At 41.0% G+C, this 19,731-nt stretch carries 8 protein-coding genes; 2 read left to right on the plus strand and 6 right to left on the minus strand.

What is annotated here, in order from left to right; translation table 11 throughout:
* On the minus strand, nt 1-349 hold a 349-nt coding region (locus KK060_RS20520), incomplete at its 3' end, for a hypothetical protein (RefSeq protein ID WP_254155746.1).
* A 370-nt stretch (nt 350-719) separates the two neighbouring features.
* Here KK060_RS20520 and KK060_RS20525 point away from each other — a divergent pair.
* Nucleotides 720-1,643 carry an ABC transporter ATP-binding protein gene (locus tag KK060_RS20525; RefSeq protein ID WP_254155747.1) on the plus strand — a complete coding sequence of 308 codons (924 nt, stop codon included), beginning with the start codon at nt 720-722 and terminating at the stop codon, nt 1,641-1,643.
* Nucleotides 1,644-1,660: 17 nt separating this feature from the next.
* On the plus strand, nt 1,661-5,269 hold the full coding sequence (locus tag KK060_RS20530; RefSeq protein WP_254155749.1) for an ABC transporter permease/M1 family aminopeptidase: 3,609 nt from the start codon (nt 1,661-1,663) through the stop codon (nt 5,267-5,269).
* A 14-nt stretch (nt 5,270-5,283) separates the two neighbouring features.
* On the opposite strand, the gene KK060_RS20535 is transcribed toward KK060_RS20530, so the two are convergent.
* From KK060_RS20535 to KK060_RS20555, 5 genes are all read right to left on the minus strand, one after another.
* Nucleotides 5,284-9,435, minus strand: a complete 4,152-nt coding sequence (locus tag KK060_RS20535; protein WP_254155751.1) for an AAA family ATPase — start codon at nt 9,433-9,435, stop codon at nt 5,284-5,286.
* Between the two features lie 99 nt (nt 9,436-9,534).
* Nucleotides 9,535-12,501, minus strand: coding sequence for a serine hydrolase domain-containing protein (locus KK060_RS20540; protein WP_254155753.1), 2,967 nt, complete (start codon nt 12,499-12,501; stop codon nt 9,535-9,537).
* Nucleotides 12,502-12,704: 203 nt separating this feature from the next.
* Nucleotides 12,705-14,546, minus strand: a complete 1,842-nt coding sequence (locus KK060_RS20545) for a RagB/SusD family nutrient uptake outer membrane protein (protein WP_254155758.1) — start codon at nt 14,544-14,546, stop codon at nt 12,705-12,707.
* A gap of 13 nt (nt 14,547-14,559) precedes the next feature.
* Complete coding sequence (locus KK060_RS20550; RefSeq protein ID WP_254155760.1) at nt 14,560-17,994, minus strand: SusC/RagA family TonB-linked outer membrane protein; 3,435 nt, start codon at nt 17,992-17,994, stop codon at nt 14,560-14,562.
* Between the two features lie 172 nt (nt 17,995-18,166).
* The gene (locus KK060_RS20555) at nt 18,167-19,705 is read right to left on the minus strand and encodes a glycoside hydrolase family 10-like protein (RefSeq protein ID WP_254155762.1); all 1,539 of its coding nucleotides are present in this window, start codon (nt 19,703-19,705) and stop codon (nt 18,167-18,169) included.
* Nucleotides 19,706-19,731: the final 26 nt, after the last annotated feature.

The raw sequence follows: 19,731 nt of genomic DNA on the forward strand, positions 1-19,731 counted from the left end.
CCTTTATCCTTAGGTTAACCGCAGCATTACTTGCATTAATAGTCAACTCCTCAATTTTCGGCTTGCGCATATAATCAGCAATGGCAGCCGTGTAAGCATTAGGTAATTTCAGTTTCTTGGCACGCTTCCAGTAGTATGCTTTACGTTCAGCTATCAGCATCATAGCCTTCGCATAGGCAGTAGCGTTCCTAAACCGGTCTCGATTACCACGTTGTAGAGCACTTTCTTTGGTAGTAGGCTTAGCGCGCCGTGCAACTACAGTTTTTCCCCTTAATTGCTTAAAAACGAATTTAGGACCAAATTTTCCACTCAAACCTTCTGTAAGGTCATTTTCTCTTACAAATGCCATATGAATATTTCTTTTTTTTTGGAAAGGTAAATCCCACTTTTGACAAATAGTGTCAAAAACCTCCGACAATGCCACATAATTGAAAATAAATTAATGAGTGCAGAATCAGTGGAGAAAGAGTGGAAAACCGCTTAATGTTACCCCTGCCTGATTAACAATAGCTTGCACCATACGAGCCATTCTCTATTAATATTGACTAAACCGAACTACTTTAATCGATTCGTCTCTCCTACCATAAAAAAAAAATATTCACCCGAATCATTAAAAGAACTTTGTATTTAAAAGTTCTTTCTATACTTTTATATCCATGCGGGAAAAGGAATCATCTTTACATCCTTCCCGCATAATTAATCTTTGAGCTCAGAACTTTATGACACTCCAGATTACTAATATTTCAAAAACTTATCCTAATGGCGTTCATGCCTTAAAAAATGTAACCCTTACTGTCCCCAATGGCATGTATGGACTTCTCGGTCCCAACGGAGCGGGCAAATCAACGCTTATGCGCATTCTGGCAACATTGCAGGAACCCGACGAAGGAACTGTTCATCTCATTGGTTCAAAGTCGGCTCTTGATTTACAGCATGTAAATGTAATAGATGTAGTAAAGGAAAAGGATTTGGTAAGAAAGACGCTGGGCTACTTACCACAGGAATTTGGTGTCTACCCTAAATCAAAGGCGGAAGACCTCCTTGACTATTTTGCAATACTGAAAGGATTCTCCCAACGCAAGTCGCGTAAGCAAGTAGTAGAAGCACTCCTGCGAAAGACAAATCTCTGGGACGTTCGTAAACAGAAATTAGGTGGATACTCCGGTGGAATGCGACAACGATTTGGTGTAGCTGTAGCGTTATTAGGAAATCCAAGACTATTAATTGTAGATGAACCGACTGCCGGGCTTGATCCTGCCGAACGGGTGCGTTTCCTCAACTTGTTAAGTGAGCTCGGCGAAAATAGCGTTGTAATTCTCTCTACGCACATTGTTGAAGATGTAAGTGAGCTATGCGCACGCATGGCTATTATTAATAAAGGCGAAATTCTACACGAAGCAGAACCACTGAAAGCCATAGAAGGCCTCAAAGGAAAGATTTGGAGAAAGATGATTCAGAAAAGCGAGCTGCATAAGCTTGAACATGAATATAACATCATCTCTACCAAATTATTGAGTGGCCGCACAGTGATCCATGTTTACAGTGAAGAATCATTGGGTGATTTTGAACCGGTTCAACCAAACCTCGAAGACGTCTACTTTACCGCCATGGCCGGCCAGTACCAACAACATGTTCAGCAATAAAAGGATAGGAGTTAACAATGAAATTTTTGGAAATCTTCCGCTTCGAAATTGCATACCAATTGCGCCGTTCATGGCCGTGGCTTTCTTTCATCGTGATGATCGTATTTGCTTTCTTTTCAACACGTATCGCTATTGTTCCCGTTACTCTTCCGCAGGATTTTATTCTCAATTCTCCTTTCATTATCACAGCGGTCTCAGTTTTTAGTTGTCAGATCTGGTTACTCCTCTCGCCTGTTATAGCAGGTGACGCCGCAGCACGTGATCTCCAAACTTTGATGCATCCCCTCATGTATACAAGTCCTGTTACCAAATCCTATTACTTGGGAGGTCGGTTTCTCGCTGCCTTTGCACTGCATGCACTTATTCTTATTGGAGTTCAGATTGGCAGTTTGCTAGCCGTGTATGGTCCTGGTGCCAACCCTGAGATAATTGGTCCGTTCCGTCCCATGGCTTACATAACTGCATATTGCTTTATTGCATTAACCAATGCAATAATTGCTACTACATTTCAGTTTTCTATAGCACTATTCACAGGCAGGCCCATGGCGAGTTATTTTGGTAGCTTGATCCTGTTCTTTCTCTCGTATCCTGTCACTTTCGCACTATACTTTGGTGGATTTGGAAATCGTGCACTACTGGCAGATCCTATTGGCGTTATGGCTATCATGAACGAGATGATGTCGAAATGGACAATCGTTGAGAAGAACGTTCGCATGTTTACCCTCGAAGGTGCAATGCTTTGGAATCGCTTGCTCTGGTTGGGCATTGCGCTAGGTTCCATTGCTTTAATGTACTTGCGCTTTCGAATGGCACATCGCATTTCCAATGGCTTGTGGAGTAGACTTATGCGTAAACTTCCCCGAAGAGAAATCTCAACTGCTGACATAGAGCTATCGGCTCAAACGCAGGTCTATCTCCCATCAATACACCAATCGTCTAGTTTCAGGCTACATCTTCAACAAATAATAGCAACTGCTTTGAGCTCATTCAAAACAATTGCCGCAAGTCCTGGTGGTCTTTTCTTATTGATAGCTTTTCCGATGCTGCTAACTTTTGTTGTACTGGTGGAAATGCAGCACTGGGGTATTTCCCTGTTACCACGAACACCTCACCTATTGATGCGACATCTTACTGGCCTGCTTACTGCACCTAATAACTACTGGATTATGGTTCCCCTATTCACCATATACTTTTCCGGCGACTTGATATGGAGGGAACGTGACGTTAGAATGAGCGAGTGTGTAGACGCAACACCAGTACCAGGATGGGTTCTTTTCCTTGGCAAGTTTATAGGACTTGCTTTGGTACTCGCAACGCTCATGACAATCACGGGAGTAGTGGGGTTAATTGTACAGGTAATTAAAGATTACCACGATTTTCAGATTGTACGATATGTACAAGTCCTCCTGGGGCTTCAGTTAACTGACTACCTGCTCTTCGCAGCACTTGCGTTTATAGTGCAGGTCGTTGTAAACCAAAAGTACGTCGCACATCTTGTAGCACTCACCTTATACATGCTGATCATCTTCTCATCCTTCCTGGGCATCGAGCACGATCTTCTTGTTTATGCATCAGGACCCAAGTGGTTGTTTACCGACATGCGTGGACTTGAGTCGATAGTTCCCTGGCTATGGCTTAGGCTTTACTGGGCAGCATGGGCTTTACTCCTGTCTATTGTTGCAAGACTACTATGGATACGTGGAAAGGAAGTACGATTCAATACACGGATTAGAATAGCAGTTCAAAACTTCAATCGACCAGTCAAGGTAGCAACTGGTATCTCAATAGTACTTATTATTGGATTAGGAAGCTATATTTTCTACAACACAAATGTACTTAACGAATACATTACTGACGAGGAGCATGTCGAGCGTCGTGCACAGTACGAACGTCTTTATGGAAGATATCAAGGCATCACTCAACCCGAGCGTTCAGCAACAGATTTGAAGATTGATATTGATCCTATCCGGAAAGTCGCTACTATAAATGGCACCTATCGCCTTGTTAACAAAAGCAATTTCCCAATCGATTCTATTCATGTAGAACCCGCTTTCTATGTGACCACAAGCATAAGGTTTGATCGTCCATTAAAGTTGCTTATCGGTGATGAAAAGCTTGGCCACTACATTTACAGGCTGAACAAGCCTCTTCAGCCTGGTGACTCACTTATTCTAAGCTTCGATGTAAAGTTCGAGCCGCAAGGTTTCAACAGCTCGCGAGGCTTCAGAAATACAGGAGCCGGCATCGGTATTTTTGATAACGGAACATATTTTACTGGTGGCGCTTTGCCTGTAATAGGATACCAGCCTCTTCGTGAACTATCGGACGCTGAAGGCCGTAGGAAGCATGGCCTTCCACGCCAGGTTACGCTTCCTGCCCCAGGTGATATTGACCCTGGTGTTGCCTCAAGCAGTCCGGCAACGTTTAAAGCAATTATAAGCACTACTTCAGATCAGGTAGCTGTGGCACCAGGAGAATTGCGTCGTACATGGAATGAATCTGGTCGTAGTTATTTTCAATATGTTAGTGATGTTCCGATTAATGGCCAATATATTTTCTTCTCCGCAAAGTATAAGGTCCATCAGGAACGGTGGAATAATATAGACCTTCAGCTCTTCATCCACCCTACCCACGCTGAGCACCTTGAGCGGCTCCTTAGAAGCGTACGGGCATCGCTTGACTACTACTCGTCACAATTCGGCACATACCCATATCGTTTTCTGCAAATCATCGAGCAACCGGGCAATTTTATAGGGATGGGTGTCGATGGCAGTGGAGTGATAACAGGAGGTGAAGGATTTTTTCTACTCGATCCGAAAGGCGAAGGTTTCGATGCCATGTTCGAAATTGTCGCACATGAAATGGGACATCAGTGGTGGGGAGTGCAACTAAAGCCGGCTTTTGCCGAAGGAGGTGGAGTCATCTCTGAAGGCCTCGCTTGGTATTCTGCTATGCAGCTTGTGAAGAATGAGAAAAGCCGCGAAGCCCTTCGACGTTTCATGAGTTTCATGCGTGAACCTAATCCTTGGCCTCCCATACGCACTGGTCTTCCCCTGCTCCGCGCAATGGATCCTTGGGCAAATTACCGCAAAGCACCATACGCAATGCATGCAATTAGCGAATACGTTGGGGAAGCACGCATTAACAATGCACTTAACAAACTGATCAAAAAGAAGAAGTTTTCTCTTGCGACAACCATTGATCTATACAACGAACTGCAAGCAGTCACTCCAGATTCCCTGAAAAATTTGCTTCATGATCTGTTCGAAGTAAATGCTTTTTGGACTTTTAATACTAAACAAGCAAAGGCCGAGCAAAAAGATAAAGATAACTGGCAAGTAACTTTCGACATCGAAGCTCATAAAGTAGTTGCGGATAGCGCAGGCGTAGAAACAGAGGTTCCAGTGGACCAGTGGGTAGAAGTTGGAGTATTTGCCCCTGCTAAACCAGGTGAAATTTTGGGAAAGCCATTATATGTACAAAAACATTTTATTCATTCAGGCGAGCAATCCATCACCGTTACAGTACCTCAAAAACCAGCCCGGGGAGGCATTGATCCCTACAACCTGCTCGACTGGGAAGAAGGAGACAACATTGAGAAGATCTTAGTCGAGGATATAAAATAACAGCATTGAAAAGGCTATTCGCAATGGGTGGATTCTTCCAACGGGAAGTCGATTAGAACTTGCATCCCCTTTCCAGGTTGACTCTCCATACCAAATGTTCCATGAAACAAATTTACTTTGGATTGTATAGTACTCAAACCAAGGCCGTAAAAGATACTATCCTTCTTGATTCCTATTCCGTTGTCTTCAACAATCAAATTCAAGCAATCATCATGTTGAATGACTTGAATTCGAAGCATGGTTGCTTGAGCATGTTTAATAACATTTTGAACAAGCTCCTGACAAATTCTGTAGACAGCAACTTCTAGGTCTTCACATAGCTTGCGCTCATATCCCAGAACTTGGAGATCAATCTCCAATTGTTCCGATGTCTGAATTTGCTCAACAAATGTTTCAAGTGCTGATTTTAAACCAAACCTGCTCAGAGAGACTGGTACCATCCGATGTGATACTTGTCTCAATTCTGCTATCGCTTCGTCCAGCAGTGTTAAAGTGTCATTGTAGCGAGTTGCTTTTTCAGGAATCCGAACCTCAAAATCATGTTGAAGCCCATTGAAACGCAAACGAACACTTGAAAGAAGTGATCCCAAACTATCATGGAGATCACTGGCAATACGCTTTCGTTCATTATCCTGGGCCTGCACTACTGCTTTAAGATGGGCATCCTTCTGCGCATCAATCAAAGACGAAAGACGCTCACGCTCCTGCATTTCTTTTCGAAGCTCGTCGTTTAACTTTAATGATCTTTCGTGTATCCGTGCATTCTCTAAAATAATAGCACCTTGATTAGCTCCAATCCTTATCGCCTTAACTCTTTCATTCGTATACCAGTTTTTAGCAAAAGTATTTTCCAGGTAAACAACCATTGATAATTGATCACTTAACGTAACAGGAAGAATCATGAAAGACTTAACTCCACGCATTTGAATAGACTCATGTTCTCTCCAGGTTCTGTCACCCTTTGAGTCATTGACAATTATTGTATGCTGCGACTTTAACGCCATTAAGATCATTGAGGTAGGAAAAAGATTCGTTCTTCCACGAGGATAATTCAAAAGAGAGAGACTGTCATATAAAATCCGTTGTCCTTTATCTTCTACCAACTCAAGTACAACCTGTGTCGATCCTGAAATTCTTAACAGTAATACCATGAGCTTTTTTACCAATGATCCTACTTCCAAATCTCCGCTTAACTCATACTGAAGTGTTTCAATATCCATTTGCGCTCTAAAACTGCCGTCAGAGACTATCGCTGCATATTGTTGTAATAGTTGTTCCACCTTCGCAGAAGCTCCCCATTCCCTGAAACTTTCTATTGACGTCAGCAAATGTTCTAGCCCGGGACCTTCGGATCCGTAAACGGATAGCAGGTATTTACCCCACAGTTCATTAGTCACTGCACGGTGATAAATATTAGAACCAGATGCATCAAGTGACTTCTGGTAGTATATCGATGCTTCTTCATCGTTATCCTGTACCCTGTTCCATTCGGCATTCATCAATAGCCATGCACCCTCATAATTCTGTGGTGCATACTGCCTCCATGTTCTGAATGAATGTAACACTTCTGTGACCCTCTTCTCATACGAGTTACGCTTTTCGCTAGAATAGTTAAGCCAGTTTTGCGTTACAGATAAAAACCAAATCAATAGGTTAGCAGGTAACAACGGAGATCCTTCTTGCAATTTACAATTATCATGTGCTTCCTCAGATGCTCTTGCCGCGAGTTCATAATAACCAAATAAAAAGTAATATCGTCCCCAAACGTAATTGCGATAGAACTTTTCCTCCTGAATTGTTAACCTCGCTGCTAGTGATGGAGGGTTTTGCCTCGGTATAGAGAAAACTTCAGTATCTCCCGTTAAAAACCTTATTAAACTCTTTTGATAATGGGTGATATAGTAAGTTAACTCCATTCCGGGATATGACTCCTCAAAATCCATTTGTAAGAGTGAGGTTAACGACAACCCTGAGATAAAATGGAGATTAAGATGATGCGTTTTAAGTATGTATACACCAATTAAGTCGCCTGCTTTTCTGCCTGCGTCAGCTGCCTCATCAAGAAGCTTGTAACTGTCGGCAAATGGTTTTTTCCATGGTTGTATATAAAAAGCATATACGCCAAATACACGACAACGCAAGCTGATGTCACTAAGCAAACCGTTAATTTTAAGGCCCTTTACACCGTATTCAAAACCTTTTTCAATGTCACCTGAAATGATAAGCATACGTCCATACGACACATACCCAATTGCCTTTACTACTGATATTTTTGTACGGCCCGAACGTAATATGATCTGTAGCGCAGCCCATGTCATCAATACATCTGACGTATGATGTAAACTCATACCGCCAACATAAAGTAGTTTTAGAACAGCATCTTTATAATTATGATTTCCATCCTCTATCACCATGTTGGAGTGAGGGCCTTCTTCCTGTACATTAAGCGAGCGTTTAAGATGAGTTAACTCAAGATGCAATATCTGCTCGTCTAGAGGCAACTCTAAACCAAGTTCCGCTAAACCTTCTTTTAGAATCCATACACCCTTTTGATAACGTCCCAAGTGATTATTAATAGTTACCTTTAGCTCAAAAACCTTTGATCTCTTTATTGGGTCTGAGGTCCTTTCAAGTAAATAATCAAGATGAATTTCAGCCAAATCGTACTCACCTAAAATATATTCGAGCCGCGCACGGTCCATGTGAACAGACCAGGCTAGTTCGTATACCTGATCCCAGTCACATTCCTTCAAAAGCTCAGCACTCATCTTGAAAAAGTATCTGGCTTGATCTGATGCTTTGTCCTGAAGAGAAATTTTTCCAGCTTCATAATTTAACTGCGCGGATAAAAGTTGCTTTTGATCTCGCCTTACCTTATCCAATGAATTATTAAAGCTTGTTGCCATGAGCACAATCTCAGTACTGCTCAAATTCTCCAGACCGCGGGAATAAAATAAGTTGGCAATTGTATAATGAATTTCAAGCTTTCTGGCATCAGACAATTTATTATATATCATTTCACCGATCTGCATCTCAGAAAAGCGAACTTCATTCTCATCAAATTCAATCAAACCAGCATCGCCAGCTTCATTCAATAAGCTCTTTAATTTCTGCTCGTCACCTCCCATCCAGTCCAATATAATACCTCGGTCAAACCGCCCCATACAGGCAATAATGCATAGCACGCTGTAAGCACCAAAAGAAAGTCTCCTTACATGCGTCCATAGTATTCGCTCTGCTTTTAATCCCGAAAACTGCTCCGACACCGCGGAAACATCACAAGACCAAACGCCTTCGTCTAGCCATATTAATTCCGATTTTCTTAAACTCTCGAGTAATGCCTGCAAATGCGAGGGATTTCCTTCGGTCAAACTATAGCAGAGGTCAACCATATTACCGTGACATTTTCCAGATAACGTCATTTCTGTAAACAACTTGGCCTCCTCTCGATCAAGTCCTTTTAAGGTAATCCCCTCAAATTGTATTTTGCAAAAATGAAGCTCTTCTGCAAATTGGTGCAGCAGCAGACTTTTATTCTGATAAGTACGGCATGCACCTATCCATATAATTTCTTTTGTTGATAAGCTGATTAGCAGGTATTTCAGAAGATTAATTCCAGAAGCATCGATCCATTGCAGATCATCAGTAAAAAACAAAACAGGCCTTTTGTAATAATGGGCTAGAAATTCAAAAAGCTTTTTAAATAGAGGGTATAGCTGATTTTCTATAGTTACTGGAGGGTATTGCGCAGTTACTGATTCTTTCCCGAATATCAGAGACAGTTCAGGTATATAATCTGCAAGCAACAAAAAAGTTTCACCTAAATACGATTTGAGTGCTGCGGCAAAATCCTGAAGTTCCGCTTTATTAAATCGATTATAAACTTTACTTAAATAATCAGAGATACAATATTTAAAACCAAAGTAGGGAATGTTCTGATGTTGCTGATAATGCCGGGCAATAAGCAATGGACTTGAACCTTCAAATCTTTCAAGATAACTCTCGATGAAAAACGTCTTTCCAGTACCTGTATTTCCGGATATTAAAACGCCACGCAACGAGCCATTGCCGCTTGCAAACATTTGTTGTACATAAGTATCCAGCTGGATGCTACTCTTTCTTCCAGCGTATACTTTATGACGGGTATTATAAACATTGCTTGTCATCTACCTCGAATGAGTTGCACACCATCAAGTATCTGATAGTAACTCAGCTCAATATAGGAAGAGATATTAGTAGTTTAAAGTAAAAATAGGGTCATAATATTAATGCGTGTTGTTGTTCTCATGATAAAGGGCATCATACATCACCTGCTGGATTTTAGTGCGGGTATTTAACTGATACAACCTTGTGTTGTCGCGTGTAGGATTTACACGATTGGAAAGAAAGATGTACAAGAGGCCAGTTTGAGGATCCATCCAGGTCATTGTACCGGTAAAACCGGTATGCCCGAAACTTAGTGGACTGGCGTCTTTTGCTGCATTGTTATTCTCACCCAGATATTTTAAATTCGGTTTATCAAAGCCTAAACCTCTTCGATTATTGTTTTCCGGAAATTGATACTTTGTCCATTCCATCAATGTCTCTGATTTGATATAGCGCGTACCTCCGTATTCTCCCATACTCAGATACATTTGCATAAGTTTCGCTAGATCATTAGCATTTCCGAAAAGCCCAGCGTGACCAGAAACACCACCTAACATAATTGCACCTTCATCGTGAACAGTTCCATGTATTGGCTCATGCCTGAAATAATAATCATGCTCCGTTGGAACGATAGAATTCTTCAGATATCTCTTTCTTGGATTATAAGTAAGGGTAGTTGCACCCAATGGCTTGTAAAAGTTCTTATAGATATAATAGTCAAAACTTTCATCAATCATGCTTTCTACAACTCTTGGTGCAAGAATGAAGAAAAAGTCAGAGTACAAATATTTCTTTTCCGCTTCTAAAGGAGATTTACGTATCGTATTGACAATCCTGTCAGGGTAGTGCCTATGTAAATACATCTTATCTTTGAGTTTTGTAGGAAAACGTTTAGATGAGTCACTCTTAATCGTAAACCATTTATACCCGCCATTCTTCTTTACCGTATTCTTGTAAAAAGGAATCCATGGTTTAAATCTTGCTTGATGCGTTAATATATCAGACATCGGTATATCTGATTTATTTGATCGCTTAAATTTAGGAAGGTAATCAGCGAGGGTGGCATCCAGTTTAAAGTGTCCCTCATCATACAACTTCATAAGTGAAGGAAGGCTGGTTGAAATCTTCGTCACAGAAGCAAGATCATATAGATCGGTATTTTTTACTTTGATTGTATCAGCATAATCATGATATCCATAACTTTTATACAGTACCACCTTTTTATCTCTCGCTATTAACACCTGGCATCCGGGAATAGCCCGTAAAGACAGCGCCTGGTTTACTAATGAATCAACTCGTCTGTAAAGAATACCTGAGTTCATTTGTGCGTCTTCAGGTATTGTGTATTTAAACCGAATTCCTCCATCAACGTCAATTCCTGCGCCGACAGGAAACTTCTGCCCGATACTTACTGGCAATCTTCCTCGTGCACCTATTCCACCAAAAATAAGTTGTGCTGCAAGTTCCTCCGTGTTCACGTTATCCTGGTATGTGACAATCAGGGCATCAGAATTTTCAATTGAACTAAGCTTATCAATCACATAAGGATTTTTAAAAACAGAAACAATTGAGCCCTTTCTATTTGCAACATCAGTAATAAAAGTAAGTACGGGATCTGAAAAGCTAAGTTTATTTAAAGGTCTAATACCATCGTCGTGAATAGCCGCTATTAAGAGGTTATAGTTCTGAAGCTGCTTTCTTAATGAATCAACCAATTCCGCGTTAGCATCTTTAGGGAGAACGAAATGTTGTACCTCTGTATACAATCCAAGAGTCTTTTGAAAAGGACTAACGCCATTCTTTCCAATTGAAACCGAAGCAATATGAACTGTGTCGAGTCTTTGCACTGGCAATAAATTGCCATGGTTATTTAACACTGTGATGGACTTCTCTATCAGGGTACTATTGAGTAATTGGGCATCAGGAGTAACAAGCTCTCGGGCAATACCTGATGTTTTAACAGGTTGACGCTGCTTTAATCCTACTGTAAACTTAATTGCAAGTATCTTCCTGCATTTGTCGTCAATTTCTTTTTGGCTTATTAATTTCTGGTTAATAGCTCTTTTAATCTCTGCAATAGTTCGTGACACATCTTCCGTAAATTCTAGCATGTCATTGCCGGCAATGATGGCATCTCGGTCTACAATACCTGGAGGATTACTTGATGTTACTCCTTTCATATTCATCGCATCCGTTACAATCAGTCCTTTAAATCCAAGATCTTTCCTTAAGAGATCTGTAATGACTTTTCTTGACAGTGTTGAAGGCAAGGAAGAAGAATCTAGGGCAGGAATATTCAAATGAGCCACCATCACTCCGCCTATCCCAGCCTTAATAACTTCTTTAAAAGGATAAAGCTCGAGTGAGTCCAGGCGGGCTCTCGAATGATTTATCTGAGGCAATGCATAATGAGAATCAGTGCCTGTGTCTCCATGACCTGGGAAATGCTTTGCAGTGGTAAGTATACCATTATCCTGCATCCCTTTCATATAAGCAATTGCCTTTCGGGATACATTTCTTTTGTCTTCACCGAACGATCTGTAGTTAATAACAGGATTACTTGGATTATTATTGACATCAACTACTGGGGCAAAATTTATGTGAACACCTGATCGTTTAAGTTGTCTCGCAACTTCAACGCCAAGGTTATAAACAAGACTATCATCCTGGATTGCACCAAGTGTCATTTGATAGGGAAAACTGATTGTACTATCCAACCGCATTCCCAAGCCCCATTCTGCATCCATTGCAATCAATAGAGGAACTTTAGATGTAGCCTGATACTCATTGATAAGCCGGGCTTGTCTGCCAGGGCCTCCTTGAAAAAAAATCAACCCTCCTATCTTTTGCTCCCGAATTAACTTCAATATCTCTTGCTTATGGGCTTCATCTCTGTTTGAGTAAGCCGCAACCATGATGAGTTGTCCTATCCTTTCATCTATCGTCAAGGTGTTAAACACAGAATCGACCCAGGACTTATGTGATGAATTAATGAAGGGAACATCAGAACCTGGAAGGTGCTGTGCAATGGATAACTGAGAAACAAAAGAAAGAATAATTAAAAGTCTTTGATATGCAGTCCTCATGTAATCGCTTTTCTAAAATAGCAGACAAAACAAATTTCGACAATAAGCGCCTTTCCTGAAACATCAATCATACGAACGGCAAGCCGAAGTTTTGGAAATATAAAGAGTAGTATCAATAAGAAAGGCCCTCCCAAAAGAATTTGGAGAGGGACCTTAAACCAAACCAATTTAATCTAGTTGTAAAAAATAACAACCTGGTTTACCTACCAGCCCTTGGTCTGAGTAAGTGTATAACCACGTTCCAGATATTGACTGATTTCATTGTTTCCAACGGGGGCTAAATACACTCTGTCATTAAATGGATCTCTGTTAGCAACATTTTCAGGAATATAAAAACCTACCATGTCTGCCGCATTCGATCCGTTATATGTAACTACAGTACCATCTGCTTTTTTTACTTTCAGTAGATTCACCTTCGCGGGAATCAGCCAGTCAATAGTTTTAGCGGCTTTCTCAGCTGGAAAGTCAACCCAAGGGCCAAGAAGGATGTCAGGATTTGTTACACCATTCATATATTCAATTTTCTTCCAACGCTTAATATCCATCAAGCGGGTATGTTCAAATACAAATTCCATTCTACGCTCTCTTCGTATTTCCCAAATGAGAGCTGGCACATCAGCATCGCGATCAGGGTCATCTGGCAACGCATTGATGTCAAGAGAAGCAGTTTTTACAACTCCCTTTTCTACGGCAAGCTGATCGAGCGGACGACTCCTTATTGCATTGATCGAGGCATCTATGTCTCCTTGAGTTACAGCGGTGCTTCCTATCGTTTCCAATTCGGCTTTTGCTTCAATCCAGTTTAAAACAACTTCGCCTAAACGCATTACAGGGGCATCGTTTGTATTAGTATTTGATCCATACTTGGGTGGGTACGTTCCTCCTGCAAATGTGGGGCCCTCCCTGTCAATAAATTTGTCTGCGTACAACAAAGTTGCAGATTGCGTCCTCGGCACATCCCAGAACGTAGCTTCGAAACGTGAATCACGTGTACGCTGAAGCGTCCTGATATCAAATTTAACCGCATCTGCTACGGACGAATGCTGGTAAGGCTGACCATCAGTGGTGATAAAAGATTTTACGAGATCGAGATTTGCAGCAGGGGTTTGACTTTCAGTAATATTTGAATATGATGCTATACTGTGCGTTATTCCTAAAGCAGCGTCATACTGCCTGTACATGAGCACTTCACGATTACCTTCTAAACTCTCTGATCCGAACAGCGCTCTAAAGGTGCTTCCAAAATTCCATTTACCAGCTTTCATCACTAGGTCTGCCGCTATCACAGCCAACTCAAGATATTGTTTTGCTTTCTCGGAATTCCCAAGGTGATATTTCTGCCAGGTACCTTCGTATAACATGAAACGAGAGATAAAGCCTGCTGCAATATGTCTGTTTAAATATTGGCTGTTACCGTTGTCAACTAAACGCATGTTATCCAATGCATACACAAAATCGTCATATACCTTGTCCATAACAAGTGTTCTGTCGTCTCTGTCCTTATACATCTCGGTCTGCTCTTCTTCCCGTAATACATGATCGTAGTAAGGTACATCTCCAAAAACACCAACAAGACGGCTATATTCAAAACCTCTGAAAAAACGGGCAACAGAACTCCAGTGTAGATATGCTTCATCTGTTAGATATGCGCCTTTCATCTCCTCTACATTTTCCAGCATCATGTTTGATTTTCTCACCCAGGTATAGTTCCAGGTAGGACCGGCATAAGTGGTTAACCAATCTGCAGTTTCTGTTAAAGATGATCTAGATGGTGGTGCCTGAATTTCAAAACTCGTTTGTTTTCCTGTTGATGTAAGATCATCAGAAAAGGTATATCCCCTGAGAGGTGCGTAGTTAAGGGTAAATCCTGTATTATATCCTGCAAAATAATTCGAGTAAAAACCATTTGCGAATAACCTTACGCTGTTTTCGGTTGTCCATAAGTTCTCTTCCTTCATTTGACTTAATGGCGGTCTGTCAAGAAAATCATCACAACTGCCAAGAACAAGCGCGATTGCCAATATTATAATAGAATATTTTTTCATGATTTCTTATGTTTTAGAAGCTCAATTGAAGACCTACTGATGCACTTTTAAAAGTTGGAACTCCAACTCCCGTACGCCCCGAATTATAATTTGCATCATCCCGCCACATAGAGACTCCTGAAACTACTTCAGGATCTATTGGGAGATCTCCTAAGTGGTGGAAGGTGAAGAAATTCTCCAATGAGCCATATATACGAACCTTAGATAAGTGAACTCTTTGAGTAAGAGACAATGGTAAAGTATATCCTAAAGTTATGTTCTTGATTCTCAAATATGCCATATTGAGCAAATACCTTGTCTGCGGCTGCATATTTAAAGTAGTGCTACTTCCGGCTTGATTATAAGGTCTTGGATAGAAAGCGTTAGTTCGGTCTTCGCGCCAGAAGTTACCAGCAAAAGCTTGAGGCATCGCCCCATCAGCTGCATTAAAGCCGGGAATTGCCAAAAAGCCTTCTCCCCATAGTTCTCTCTTTCCTATACCCTGAAAGAAAATATTAAAATCAATTCCTTTGAAGTCTGCTCCTGCCCTAAAGCTATATTCATACCGTGGCGTGGAATTACCAATTACTTTTAAATCGCCATGGTCATCGAGTAATCTGTTTCCATCATTAATAACACCATCGCCATTCAAATCTTTAAACTTAACGTCACCAGGTCCAAATCTGAAGTTACCTGATTGCAACTCTTCCTGAGTTGCACCATTTTCATCTGCGAGCTGATTTATGGTAACTCCATTTACAACAGTAGTTACTAATTTCCCATTGCCGTCATATATAAAATCATTGCTTTGGTAAAGTCGATCGGTCTCATATCCCCATATTTCACCATATGTTCTGCCAACATACCACGATGGACTTGTTACTGTACCGATACTCTTCGTACTGCCGTACTTGGTGATCTTGGTAACTGCGTCTGCGAACGTACCTACAAAATTCAATCGAAGCCCATTCTCGAATTGATGCGTATAATCAAGCTGAAGTTCTATGCCTTTCGTTCTTAAAGAACCAAAGTTACTTTGGGGTGCCTGGTTTCCAAAGGTAGCAGGAATACCTTCCATGGGAACAATCATGTTTTCTGTATCACGCCTGAACCAGTCAAACGCAATTCCTAAAGCGCCCTTTAGCACCCTAACGTCTGCGCCAAGATCTAGTGTGGTAATGTCCTGCCAGGTTACAGATGATGAAACAGCAAGTGGCGTACTATAACCTGGAGTGGCAGGAGCAACTGTGGGCGCACCAAATTGAAAGAGTCTGACTCCTGAAACTACCCAGTTTGTAAGACCTCCGTTAAGAAGAGGAAGATAAAGGTTGTTCGGTACTGACTGATCACCGATTGTTCCCCATGATCCGCGTACTTTAAACTCATCAAGAAACGCGCTGGCCCAATCCATCCACGACTCTTCACTTACTCGCCATCCCGCGGAGAATGACGGGAACCATCTCCATCGCAGATCTTTCGGAAATTTAGAAGTACCATCATACCTCATGTTGGCTTCTAATAAATACTTCTCTTTATAATTGTAGTTAACACGGCCGAAGAATCCCAGTTGAGAATCCCAGTACTCGGCACCACCGGCAGTTTGCGTCCCACCTGCAAGATCAAATTGAGGGTTTGAAATGTCGGCTAACGCGGTAATCTGTGACCAGTTAGAAGCGTACTTATATCCTACCCTGTTCATACCCAACATAAACTTGAAGTTCTGGTCTTCGTTTAAACTTAGGTCATAAGTAGAAAACAAATTAATCGTATTGCGTTGATCGTTTTGAGCGATACGATATACATGATCTGGGTTAGCACCAGGAGCGGTATATGTGGTTTGATTCAATTTGAACGCAGGCATTGTTCCGGGGTCAGTAGCAGCAACTACCTCACCTGCATTATTCACATATATCCTGTTTCCGTTTTCATCATTTTTAGGAACTGCCGCGCTCCAGGAATCTCTTGCAGTAAAGCGCGTACCAGGTCGCTTGCTAATGTATTCTTCATTAGCATGAGTAAAATCAAATTTGATCGTCCAATTCTTTATTGGAGTAATTGTTAGCCCTCCGTTCAAAGTTGTATAATTTCTCTCTTGGAAAGCAGTATTTGCTGCAGCAATTTCATAAGCAGGGCTTCTAATAGGATCACCATCCTCCGTAGTCATAGGATAAGTAGATGCCCACCTGTATAAATACAACCATGGATCAGCAGTTGTTGAGTTGGTAGCGTATGCATAATTCTTTACCCTTTTAGAATAGATCGCTCCAACATTAAACTTCAACCACTTATTTACTTCCGTACCAATTTGAATAGATCCATTGTATCGACTAAAATCATCCTTCTTCGCGGGCTTAATCAAACCAGTTTGATCGAGATAACCAAAACCAAGATTGTAGTTTGTTTTTCCGCTAAGCCCATTCACTGAGAAATCATGTATTTGAGTAGGAGTCCATTCCTTAATCATGTATTCATAAGGATCATACATTCTTAATCCAACTTTTTGAGCGTTAGCATTTACATACCAGTCACGTCCATACAGCATAGGATCATTAGGCTTCACAATATCGCCCCATTGTTGCTGCCATTCCTTAGCTTTCTCATATCCTTCCCTTGTAACATACCAAAATGCACCCGACGCAGTACTGCCAACACGTTCAGCAGCAAGTAGGGTGTACTCCATACCATCAATCCCTGCCATCTTCATTTCCTTTGAAAGATTTTGGAAAGAAAGATTTCCCTGATAAGAAACAGTAACGCCTTCCTTTTTTGCGCCTTTCTTTGTCGTTATTAATATTACCCCAAAGGCACCTTTCGCACCGTAGATTGACGCCGAAGCCGCGTCCTTCAATACAGATATTGACTCAATATCGTTAGGATTTACTAATTGAAGAGATGGGATTTCAACGTTGTCAAGCAGGATTAAAGGAGAAGCACCTCCTTGCATGGAGGCAAACTGACCACGAATCCTTATTAGGGGATCAGAGCCCACTTCACCACTTGGTATTACTATATTTAGGCCTGGAGTTGAACCTTGAAGGCCGCGTCCTACATCTGCAATAGGTCGCGACTCTAATACCTTTGTATCAACTGATGCTACCGCCCCTGTAAGGTTAGTTTTCTTCTGCTCACCATAACCAACAATAACAATTTCTTCAAGGCTTTTGAGATTCTCTTTAAGTGATATCGTTATGTCGCTAGACGCACCGGCCGTTTGTTCATAAGTCTCCATTCCAATGAAACTAAAAACAAGAACATCATTAGGTTCTGCGACGATTGAAAACCTTCCATCGCTATCTGTCACCGTTCCGCGCGATTTACCTTTTAAAGCAACTGTTACTCCGGGAAGTGGCGTGTTGTTGGAAGCGCTTATTACAGTTCCTGTTATTGTATTACTTTGAGCAACACCTTGGAAATGGAATAGGAGAAAACCTATTAACCATAGTGAAGAACATCGTAAAAATTTTTTCATGGATTTAAATGGGTTAGGTTTAAGTTTTTTAGTTACTCACGCAACCACCCAAATTTTCCTTATTCTTAAAGGAATTGCATCCCTGAAAATGGTGATTTAAAAATATCACTGATTTCGTTCTGTGATATGAACGAGAACCTGGTAAGTAAATTAAGGAAAGGCGCCGAACTGATTATCTTCTTTTAATTGAGCCCCGTTTACCCCTTGTTTTTATAGAGACAGATGTGTTGTTTGTACTCTCATTGTGAAGTCGGTCTACAGCTGTGACAACATAAGTGTATTGCTTTCTTTTTTGTGTTTTGTTATCCGACCATGATTGAATCTCATAAAAATTCCGAAACACTATCGCTTGAATTTTGGACGGGTCATTAAGGTTAAGTGTATCTGATTTATTAAACCTGTAAACAATATAATAGGTAGCATCGGTAAGCACAGAATCTCTCCATGTTAGTAGTAAACCATGGCCTTGTGAACCACTTATGTTCTCTAAAACGGGCTTAGCCGGTGGTATTGAATCGATCCACCCCATGACAGGAATTAGTGCCTGATGAGGATACATCTCTTTCAACCTATCTCTTATTCCGTTCTTGTTTTGAAGAAATACTTTCGCACTAAAGAACATGCTTCCGTTCACATCCGTATTACTTCTGTTTAACCTTATCTGGTTATTTAGTTCATCAGGATTCTCCCATCCTTTACCTCCTATTCTATAAGCACCTTGCCCTATGTATAAATGTTTTCCATACGTATGCCTGCTCCACCAATCCAGAAGAACGGTATAATCAGCAACTTTAAAACCTATATTCCAATATAATTGGGGTGCAACATAATCTATCCATCCTTCTTTGAGCCACTTCAGTACATCAGCATACAAGTCATCATAATTTGTTTGACCAGCCTGCGTATCAGAGCCATCAACGTCTTTGTTTTTGTTTCTCCATACACCGAAAGGACTTATTCCGAATTTTACGTGTGGCTTTTCAACTTTGATTCTTGTTGATAGCTCCTTCACAAAATAATTAACATTCTCGCGCCTCCAATCATCTCTGCTTTCGTTATTTACTACTCCGTGCGTATAATAGGCACAACTGTCTGGAAATTCTTCATTAGCGATACGATAAGGGTAAAAGTAATCATCAAAATGAACGGCGTCTAGATCATAATGCTTAACTGTTTCCATGATCGACTGCAAAACAAACTCCTGGGCCTCCTTGTTGCCTGGATCATAATACCATTTACCTCCGTATTTTAAAAACCACTCTGGGTGCTTATACGCCGGATGATTCGCATCAAACTGATATTTATCCGACATGCTTACACGATAAGGATTAAACCAGGCATGAAACTCTAGCCCTCTTTTTCTTGCCTGCTCAATCATAAAAGCAAGTGGATTATAATATGGAGAAGGACTTCGACCCTGAATCCCCGAAAGATATTCTGACCAGGGTTCATAAGAAGAAGGATAGAAAGCATCTGCAGTTGGACGAACCTGCACGATAACTGCATTCATTCCTGCCTCCTTTAGAATATCAAGCAATTTTACATACTCCTGTTGTTGTTGATAACTATTCAATCCCTTTTGCGATGGCCAATCAACATTAACAACACTGGCAATCCACGCAGCCCTCAATTCCCTCTTGGGATGCAACTGAGCACACAACAAATTTGAAGTAAATATGAAGACAAGTGAGAAAAAAAAGCGGTTCGTCATTTACTCAACTGTAATTTAATGTTGAA

Origin of the sequence: Chryseosolibacter indicum (genome assembly GCF_018598585.1) — a bacterium.
In the GTDB taxonomy this organism is placed as follows: domain Bacteria; phylum Bacteroidota; class Bacteroidia; order Cytophagales; family Cyclobacteriaceae; genus Chryseosolibacter; species Chryseosolibacter indicus.